General features: G+C 67.2%; 9 protein-coding genes. All 9 read right to left on the minus strand.

The window, feature by feature from the left end; all coding sequences use genetic code 11:
* Positions 1-66: 66 nt before the first annotated feature.
* Positions 67-1,431 carry a sigma-54-dependent transcriptional regulator FlbD gene (gene flbD, locus AC1DYP_RS17945; protein WP_477047468.1) on the minus strand — a complete coding sequence of 455 codons (1,365 nt, stop codon included), beginning with the start codon at positions 1,429-1,431 and terminating at the stop codon, positions 67-69.
* A gap of 73 nt (positions 1,432-1,504) precedes the next feature.
* Positions 1,505-1,840 (minus strand): flagellar motor switch protein FliN, encoded by a 336-nt coding sequence (fliN, locus tag AC1DYP_RS17950; protein WP_035072446.1) that lies wholly within the window; start codon positions 1,838-1,840, stop codon positions 1,505-1,507.
* 5 nt (positions 1,841-1,845) lie between these two features.
* Complete coding sequence (locus tag AC1DYP_RS17955; RefSeq protein WP_477047469.1) at positions 1,846-2,487, minus strand: FliH/SctL family protein; 642 nt, start codon at positions 2,485-2,487, stop codon at positions 1,846-1,848.
* A 12-nt stretch (positions 2,488-2,499) separates the two neighbouring features.
* Positions 2,500-3,516, minus strand: a complete 1,017-nt coding sequence (gene fliG, locus AC1DYP_RS17960) for a flagellar motor switch protein FliG (RefSeq protein WP_477032256.1) — start codon at positions 3,514-3,516, stop codon at positions 2,500-2,502.
* A 3-nt stretch (positions 3,517-3,519) separates the two neighbouring features.
* On the minus strand, positions 3,520-5,166 hold the full coding sequence (gene fliF / locus AC1DYP_RS17965) for a flagellar basal-body MS-ring/collar protein FliF (RefSeq protein WP_477032257.1): 1,647 nt from the start codon (positions 5,164-5,166) through the stop codon (positions 3,520-3,522).
* A gap of 247 nt (positions 5,167-5,413) precedes the next feature.
* On the minus strand, positions 5,414-5,695 hold the full coding sequence (sciP, locus tag AC1DYP_RS17970; RefSeq protein WP_007675208.1) for a CtrA inhibitor SciP: 282 nt from the start codon (positions 5,693-5,695) through the stop codon (positions 5,414-5,416).
* A 169-nt stretch (positions 5,696-5,864) separates the two neighbouring features.
* Positions 5,865-7,571, minus strand: a complete 1,707-nt coding sequence (gene flgE, locus AC1DYP_RS17975; protein WP_477047470.1) for a flagellar hook protein FlgE — start codon at positions 7,569-7,571, stop codon at positions 5,865-5,867.
* A 126-nt stretch (positions 7,572-7,697) separates the two neighbouring features.
* On the minus strand, positions 7,698-8,387 hold the full coding sequence (locus tag AC1DYP_RS17980) for a flagellar hook assembly protein FlgD (protein ID WP_477047471.1): 690 nt from the start codon (positions 8,385-8,387) through the stop codon (positions 7,698-7,700).
* An 11-nt stretch (positions 8,388-8,398) separates the two neighbouring features.
* Positions 8,399-9,276, minus strand: an 878-nt coding sequence (locus AC1DYP_RS17985) for a flagellar hook-length control protein FliK (protein WP_477047472.1), incomplete at its 5' end; no start/stop codon positions are given.

A 9,276-nucleotide genomic window follows, 5' to 3' on the forward strand; every position in this document is an offset into this window, starting at 1 on the left:
TTAATCGAAATTAGCCATGTCCGGCGCCGGACCGATGGTCGCGGGCGCCGGGGCGGAAGACAGGCCTTAAGCTGCGGCCACCCCGCCCTGGGGCGGCGGCACCGAGACGCCGGCGTCGGAATATTCCTTCAGCTTGTTGCGCAGGGTGCGGATCGAGATGCCCAGGATGTTGGCCGCGTGGGTGCGGTTGCCCAGGCAGTGCTCCAGGGTGTCGATGATCAGGGTCTGCTCGACCTCGGCCACCGTCGAGCCGACGAAGGTGCGCGAGACGGCGTCGGCCGCCATCTGGGCGCCGCGGGCGACCTGGGTGTCCGGAGCCGGGGCCAGGGGCTGGCCGTCCGGCAGGCGGATGGCGAACTCCTCGATCTCGGCGCCCGGCGACAGCAGCACCGCGCGGTGCATGGCGTTTTCCAGCTCGCGGACGTTGCCCGGCCAGCGGTGGGCGATCAGCCGGCGCTTGGCCTCGGCCGAGATCGGCTTTTCGGCGACGCCGTTGGCGGCCGAGTACTTATTCACGAAGTGCTCGCACAGGGTCAGCACGTCGCCCGGACGCTCGCGCAGCGGCGGCAGGCGCAGGTTCACGACGTTCAGGCGGTAGAGCAGGTCCTCGCGGAACGTGCCGTCCTTCACCGCCGCGGCCAGGTCGCGGTTCGAGGTGGCCAGGATGCGGATGTCGACCTTGACCGGCTTGGAGCCGCCCACGCGGTCGATCTCGCGCTCCTGGATGGCGCGCAGCAGCTTGGCCTGCAGGCGGGTGTCCATCTCGCTGATTTCGTCCAGCAGCAGGGTGCCGCCGTTGGCTTCCTCGAACTTGCCGACCCGGCGGGCCACGGCGCCGGTGAAGGCGCCCTTCTCGTGGCCGAACAGCTCGCTTTCCAGCAGGTTCTCGGGGATGGCGGCGCAGTTGACGCTGATGAACGGCGCCTTGGCCCGACGCGACTTGGCGTGGACGTAGCGGGCCATGACCTCTTTACCCGAGCCGCTTTCGCCGGTGATCAGGATCGAGGCTTCCGACGGCGCGACCTGGTCGGCCAGGCGGATGACGCCCTCCATGGCCGGGTCGCGGACGATCATCGGACGGTTGTCGTCGGTGACGGCGGCCAGGACCGCGGCGATCAGCTCGGCGTCCGGCGGCAGCGGGATAAATTCCTTGGCCCCGGCCTTGATCGCCGCGGCGGCCCGCATCGGATCGGCGTCGACGCCGCAGGCCACCACCGGCACCCGGATCCGCTCGGACTCGTTGGCGGCGATCAGGCCCGCGATGTCGAGCGTGTACTCGACCATCATCAGGTCAGCCCCCTGCCCGGCCCGCAGCGCGTGGGTCGCGGCTTCGCAGGTCTCGACGTGCGAGACCTTGGCCCCGGTGTTCATCGCCATTTTCACGGCGACCGAGAGCTGTCCGTTCAGTTTTCCGACGACCAGGAGGCGCATCGTTCTATCTCCGTTGGGGTGTTTTTACCCCGGCAGTTCAACTGGTTAAGCTTCACTCGACATCGCGCGGGGGTTAGCCGGCGGCGTCGCCGTCCTTGATGATTTCCGTCATGGTCACGCCCAGGCGTTCGTCGACGACGACGACCTCGCCGCGCGCCACCAGGCGGTTGTTCACATAGATGTCGATCGCCTCGCCGACCTTGCGGTCCAGCTCGAGGATCGACCCGGCCGACAGCTGCAGCAGCTGCGCCACCGACATGTGGGCCCGGCCCAGCACGGCGGAGATGTTGACCGGCACGTCGAAGACCGGCGCCAGGTCCGAGGCGATCTTGTCGCTGAGTTCGACCGGCATCTCGGAGGCCAGCATCGAGCCGCCGAATTCGTCGAGGGTGAGGTTGTCTTCGGACATGACGGTCAGCTCTCGCTAGGCAGAAGGGGTTCGGCGTGGAGTCCCTCGGCCGCGATGGCGGCTTCGAGGGCTTGGGTGACGCGGGCGGCCGCGTCGTCAGGATTGAAGGCCGCGCGCCCGTCGCCCCAGTCGAGGAGGAAGGCGGCGGCCGGCATGGCGTCGGCCCGGGCGACGATCTGGCCCGGGAAGCCGATGGCCTGGGCCGTCTGCTCCAGGGCGGCCTGGGTGCGCTCGACCAGATGGGCGGCGACCCGGACGGTCAGTTTCGGGCTGGCCTCGACCTCGCGGGCCAGGGCGACCAGGGCCGCCTGGGCCGGAGCCTGGGGGAACTGGTCCAGGGCGGCGTCGGCGATCGCCCGGCCGCAGGCCAGGGCCAGCATCGCCGAGCCCTCGCGGTGCTCGTGGGCGACGGCGGTCAGGGTCGAGAAGGCGCTGTGGATCGCCTGGCCGATGGTGTTCAGGGCCATGACGGCCTCGTGCTCGGCCTGGGCGACGGCCGATTGCTCGCCGGCCGCGAAGGCTTCGGCCTTGGCCTCTTCCAGCTCTTCCAGCGTGAAGTTCTTCTTCACCCGCGCCGGCGCGGTCATGCCGCCGTGGTCGTCGAACACGGTGTCGAAGGTGAAGCGCTTGGGGGTCATGTCGGTCATTCAGCCATCCCCCTAGTAGATCAGTTCGTCTTCGGCGCCGGCGCCGGCCAGCATGATCTCGCCCTTGGCGGCCAGGTCCTTGGCGACCTGCACCATGGCGACCTGGGCCTGGTCGACGTCCTTCAGACGGACCGGCCCCATGCTCTCCATGTCCTCGCGCATGATCTTCGAAGCGCGTTCCGACATGTTCGAGAAGAACATCTCGCGCAGCTTGTCCGAGGCGCCCTTCAGGGCCAGGGCCAGCTGTTCCTTGCCGGTGGCGCGCAGCAGGGTCTGGACGCCGCCCGGATCCAGCTTGGAGAGGTCCTCGAACACGAACATCAGGGCGCGGATGCGCTCGGCCGCCTCGCGGTTGCGCTCTTCCAGCGCGGCGATGAAGCGGGCTTCGGTCTGGCGGTCGAAGTTGTTGAAGATCTCGGCCATCATCTCGTGGCTGTCGCGCTTGGACGTGCGCGCCAGGTTCGACATGAATTCGGTGCGCAGGGTCTGCTCGATCTTGTCGAGGATCTCGCGCTGCACCGGCTCCATCCGCAGCATGCGGGTGACGCATTCCAGGGCGAAGTCCTCCGGCAGCGAGGCCAGCACGCGCGCGGCGTGGTCGGACTTCACCTTGGACAGCACCACGGCGACGGTCTGCGGGTATTCGTTCTTCAGATAGTTGGCGAGCACCGCCTCGTTCACGTTGCCCAGCTTGTCCCACATGGTCCGACCCGCGGGACCGCGGATCTCTTCCATGAGCTGATCGACCTTCTCCTGCGGCATGAAGGCCGACAGCAGGCGCTGGGTCTGCTCATAGGAGCCCATGATCGCGCCGGTCGAGCTCATGCCCGAGACGAACTCGACCAGCAGCTCTTCCACGACCGAGGCCGAGACCGTGCCCAGGCCGGCCATGGCCTGGGAGACTTCCTTGATCTCTTCGTCGTCCAGGGCTTGCCAGATCGCCGTGTGGTCCTCGCCCAGGGCGAGCAGCACGATGGCGGCCTTTTCCGGCCCGGCCAGTTTCTTGACGTCGTTGACGGAGGTCTTCATCGCCTACTCCGACTCGTGAAGCCAGGAGCGGAGGATCGCGACGGATTCTTCCGGATGCTTTTCGACGAACTCGGAGACCCGCTTGATCGACGAGGCCTTCACCTGGCCTTCGATCTTGGCGATGTCGATGCGCTGGTCCATGTCGCCGGGACCGGCGATGGCGATGGACTCGCCCGATTGGTCGACCACCACTTCCTGGGTGGAGCCGTCCGACAGGGTGACCAGGCGGGTGATCTGCGGGGTGTTCAGCGCCAGGCCCAGCGGGGTCGGCGGCGGGCTCATCAGGCTCTTGAGGAACGGCCGGACCGCGAACAGCAGGATCAGCAGGGCCACGACGGCCAGCACGCCCAGCTCGGCGAAGCGCATCAGGTCGTTCTTGTCCATGCCGTCCAGCAGGCCGGCCTTGCCCAGACCCTGGTCCTCCGGCTGCGGGAAGCGGACGTTGACCACCGAGACCTGATCGCCGCGGGTCTGGTCGAAGCCGACCGCGGTCTTCACCATCTGCTCGAGCTGCGCCATCTCCTCGGCGGTGCGCGGGGTGTAGGCGCCCGGCTTGCCGTCCTTGCCCGGAGGGGCGGTGATGCCGTCGATGGCCACCGAGACGTCCTGGCGGATCACCGAACCCGGCTCCTGGACGGTGGTCTTGGTGCTTTCCGAGATCTCGTAGTTGGTGACGCTCTCGTTGCTGTCCTGCTTGGAGCCCACCGGCTGGAAGCCGTTCGGGGTCTGGCCGGGGATGTTCTGGGTCGAGGTGACGCCGCCGGTGTCGTCGTTCTTGGTCTCGCTGGCGTTGTTGGCGTTGGTGCTTTCCGAGCGGATGACCTGGCCGTCCGGATCGAACTTGCGCTCCTGGACGGTGACGCGGTTCAGGTCGAGCTTGGCGTTGACGGTGACGCGCGCCTTGCCCGGGCCCAACACGCCGTCGAGCATTTCCTTGACCGTCTTGGCGACGCGGGCCTCGGCCTCACTCTTGGCGTCCTGGGCCAGCTTGCCGGCCAGGCTGCCGTCGTTGCCGGCCGACAGGGTCTTGCCGTGCTGGTCGATGACGTTGACGGCGTCGGGCTTCATGCCGGCGACCGAACCGGCCACCAGGTTCTGGACGGCGCGGACCATGTCGGCCGAGGGCTCGCGGCCCGTGCTGATGGTGACGGCGGCGGTCGGCTTCTCGGCGTCTTCCTCGAACAGCTGGCGCTTGGGCAGCACCAGGTGGACGCGGGCGCCCTTGACGCCGTCCCAGCCCTGGATGGTGCGCTCCAGCTCGCCCTGCAGGGCGCGCTGGCGGTTCAGCTGCTGGACGAAATCGGTCTGGCCCAGCGCGCTGGAGGTGTCGAAAATCTCGTAGCCGACCGACCCGGAGGTCACCAGACCCTTGGTGAAGATCAGCTGGCGGGCGGCGTTGACCTTGTCGCGGGCGACATAGATCGTCGCGCCGTCGCTCTTGGTCTCGTACTTGATGTTGGCCGCGTCGAGCGCCTGGGTGGCGGCGGCGGATTCCTTGGGGTCGACGTTCGACAGCAGCAGCTCGTTGGGCTGCTTGCTCATCATCATCATGACGGCGGCGATCACGGCGATCCCGCCGACAACAACGCCGATCAGGGCGGCCAGACGGCCGACGCCAAACCTTTGAATCGCGCTGAGGAACTTATCCAAACTACGCCCTACCCCTGAACAGCGTTCCCGACAGAACGCCAGCCGCTGCATGCCGAAGCACGCCGTCGCTAGGCAGGATTTACCCAGTGCAAGGTAAACGGGTCGTTTACAAAAGGCCCCTCCAAGGGGGGACCAAGGGCGCCAAAAGGTCGCGGCCGCGCCCCGAGGGACGCGGCCGCTGATCTGTACAACTTGGACCGCAAAAGGGCCGAAACCCTTGCGCGGCTTACGCTTTCAGTCCCGCGAACTAGCGGTACTGCTGAAGCCGCGTGGTCCGAAGACCCGCCAGGCCGTGCCGGTCGATCGATTGCTGCCAGGCGAGGAACTCCTCGTTGGTCAACTTGTACCGATCGCACGCCTCGTCGAGCGAGAGGAGACCACCGCGGACGGCGGCCACCACTTCGGCCTTGCGCCGGATCACCCAACGTTGGGTTTCCGGAGGCGGCAAATCCGAGAGAGTTAGCGGCGCGCCGGTCGGACCGATCACGTACTTCTCACCCCGGCTGTTCGTGCGCTGCTGCTGCAACATGGCTTTACGCCTTTCCCACAACCATCACTGTTGGAGAGGAATATAGGCGCCGGGAAATAACAGGCGCTTAATTCCAATAGTAAAGAAAGACTGAAACACGAAGCCTTCTCCCTACTCCCGTGATGTATCAATGTGACACAGGGCAATTAAGGTCAGTTAAGACCTGTAATTACCGCTTAATGCTCAGAAGCTCTTCTAGCATCTGGTCAGCGGTGGTGATGATCTTCGACGAAGCCGAATAGGCTCTCTGTGTCGTGATCAACCCCGTGAACTCGGTCGACAAGTCGACCGTCGAAGCTTCCAGCGTGGACGGAGCAATCGAGCCCGCGCCGCCGCCGCCTGGAGTCTTCAAGCTATAGGTGCCGCTTTCATTGGTGACGCGATATGCATTTCCGTTCACGCCCTTCAATCCGTTGGGGTTCGAGAACGTGGCGATCGCTACCTGTGCGATCCGGCGGGTCACGCCGTTGTCGAAGATCGCCGAGACATAACCTTCGTCGTCGACTTCGATGTTGGTCAGGTTGCCGAAGGCCGTGCCGTTGGTGTTGACCGATTGGACCACCGATTGGCTGTTGTACTGGGTCAGGCCGCCGGCGGCGCTGGCCAGGTCGATCTGGATGCCCTGGCTGTCGATGCCCAGGCCGTCGGCCCAGCGCGGCGGGGTCACGGCCGGCGGAGCCAGGTTGGTCACGGCCGGGTCCGACGCGCCGATGTTGATCGCCGTCGGGGTGACGCCGCCGAACAGGTTGCCGACCGAGCTCAGCTTGCCGTCGGTGGTGAAGGTGATCTTGCCCGAGCTGATCTGGCCGTTGGTGTTGTTGTCCAGGTCGCCCGGCTTGGCGCGCAGTTCGGCGTACCATTCGTTGGGGCCCGGGCCCTTCAGCAGCGACAGGGTGACGGTGCGCTGGCCGCCCTTGGAGTCCGAGACCGGGATTTGGATCTCGAAGTCCGGCTTGACGCCCGTGGTCGGGTCTTCGGCGTAGTCCGACATCGAGCGGGTCGTCGGGTCATAGGCGCCGCTGGCCACGGCGTCGGCCTTGGTGCCCAGGCCCAGGGCGGCGACGGTCACGGTGTTGGCGCCGACGGTGATGTTGGCGACCGCGGTCGGCGCGGCCGGCGCGGGGTTGTTCTGCATGTAGTTGACCAGCGCCCCGGTGGCCGGGTTGTAGGTCGCCACGCCGGTCGAGAGCACGGTGGAGCCCTGCTTGATCTCGACGTTGTACTGGTTGCCGTTGCCCGTCGGGCTGTAGGCGACCGTGTAGGTGCCGGTGCCGCCGCCGGAGTCGGCGACGCCGGTCTTGGTCGCCACGGCGTTGGCCGCGGCCGAGACAGGCTGCTCCGAACGCAGGTTGGCGTTGACGCCGACCCGGGTGGTCTTCTCGGCGGTGCCGCCGACCGTGCCGACATTGATCGACGACAGCTGGGTCAGGTCCGAGGGGTCCGGCGTTATGGTGCCGGTCACCGGGTCGGCCAGCCAGCCCTGCAGGTACAGGCCCGCGTCGTTGCGCAGGTAGCCCAGGTTGTCGAGCTGGAACGAACCGGCGCGGGTGAACGAGCGGCTGTCGGTGGCGGTCAGGCCTTCCGGCTTCTCGGTGCCGACGAAGAAGCCCGAGCCGGCGATCGACAGGTCCAGGTTCGAGGTCGTGGCCTGGGTCAGGCCCTGCTGGCTGACGAACTGGTGGGTCTGGGCCCGCACGCCGCCGGCGCTGTAGGTGGAGTTCTTGCTCTGCGAGGTGACCAGCGTCGAGAAGTTGGCCGAGCTGCGCTTGTAGCCGACCGTGTTGACGTTGGCGATGTTGTCCGAAATCGCGGCCAGGGCCGACGAGTTGGAGATCAGGCCGGAAACCCCGGCGAGCATGGCGCTGTTGATGCTCATGACTGCGATCCTGCGATGAAGTTCAAAAACGAATGGGTTTGAGGGTTCAGCGCGGTTTGCGTTTGGGTCTCTGAAGAGACCGCGACGGCGTCATTCTGACGCCCGTTCATCAGGTGGCGGCGGCCGCTAGGTGGTCGCCGCGGGCGCGTTGGTGACGCCGATCACGGAGTCGAGCGGGACCTTCGTGTCGCCGATCCAGACCATGTTGACGCCGCTTTCGTTGGTGACCTTGGTGACGACGCCGTCGATGCGTCCCTTGGCCGTGGTGGTGATCTTCGAGCCTTCGCCGTCGGTCGCGGTCACCTTGATGGTGTACTCGCCGCCTTCGGGCTGCTGGACGCCTTCGGGCGTGCTCTTGCCGTCCCACTTGAAGGTGTGGTCGCCGCCCGACATGTCGTCCGGCAGGACGGTGGCGATGGTCTTGCCGAACTTGTCGAGGACCTCGATCTTCACCCCGGTGGCCGAACGGCTCTGGGTGTAGCTCCAGGTCGCTTCCTTGTTCTTCAGAACCGACTTGTCGGTTTCGGCGGTGACCTGCTTGCCCATCAGGTTGACGCCTTCGCTGATGCCGCCGCCCGTGCTCATGCCGACCAGGGCCGCCAGCAGGTCGTTGGTGACCAGCTGCTGCTCCACGCCCGTCATCTGGGTGATCTGGCTGGTCATCTGGGTCGTGTCGGTGGGCGCCAGCGGATCCTGGTTCTTCAGCTGGGTGGTCAGCAGCTTGAGGAACGTCTGCTCGTTGTTGGCGAGCGAGTTCCGCGAGTTGTTGATCTTGTCGGTGGTGGCGTTACCGGTGCTGCTGGTGGCGGCGACCATGGCGGACTCTCCTAGATTCTGACGTCGACGCCGCTGCTGTCGGCGACGCGAAGGCCGGGCAGCAGGGCGGACGGAGACAGGGTGGGGATTTCCTCGCCCAGCGCCGATCGGAAGGCGCGGCCTTGGAAAGCCTGACGGCCGTTCTCGCCGTCCTGGAAGTTGTTGAAGAAGGCGTTCTGGTTCTGGCCGCCGTTCTGGTTCTGGCTCGAGCTGTCGAAGCTCAGGGCGCTGTCGGCGACGTTGAAGCCGGCGGCGGCCAGGGCCTGGCGCAGCTCGCCCGACTTGCCGCGCAGCTCGGCGGCGGCGGCCGGGTTGTCGAAGTTCAGGGCGGCGGTCAGCTTGCCGTCCTTGGCGATCTCGATGCGCACGTCGACGCGGCCCAGGCCTTCCGGCTGCAGCACGACGTCGAAGCGGCTGGTCTTGCCGACCACCGCCTTGCTGGCGATCTCGGTCGTCAGGTGGCTGACCGTCTCGGGGCCGGCCTTGGGCAGTTGGGCGGCGACGATCGGGGCCGGCGCGGCCGCCGTGCCGGGCGCGACGAAGGTCGGGGCGGTCGCGGCGGTGTCGGCCGAGGCGACGATCGGCGCGGCGTCCTTCAGGGCCGAGCCCTGGGTGTTGGATTGGTCCTTGGCGCCGCTTTCGGCTCCGCCTTCGCCGGTCGTCGCGGCATGAGCCGTGGCGGCGACCTGGCCGTGGGCGGGCTCGGCGGCGGCGTCGGCCACGTCGGCCGCGACGGCGGTCGCGGTGGTCGAGGCGGCGGCCTTCTGTTCGACGGGCTTGGCGATCTTGCCGGTCACCGAGACGACTTCCGGCGAGGCGGCCTGGGCGGCGACAGCGGCCTGAGCGGTGGCGGGCTCGGCGGCTTCGGTCGTCGGCGCAGCGACGGCGG

This window comes from Caulobacter sp. P1_D6 (assembly GCF_056406095.1).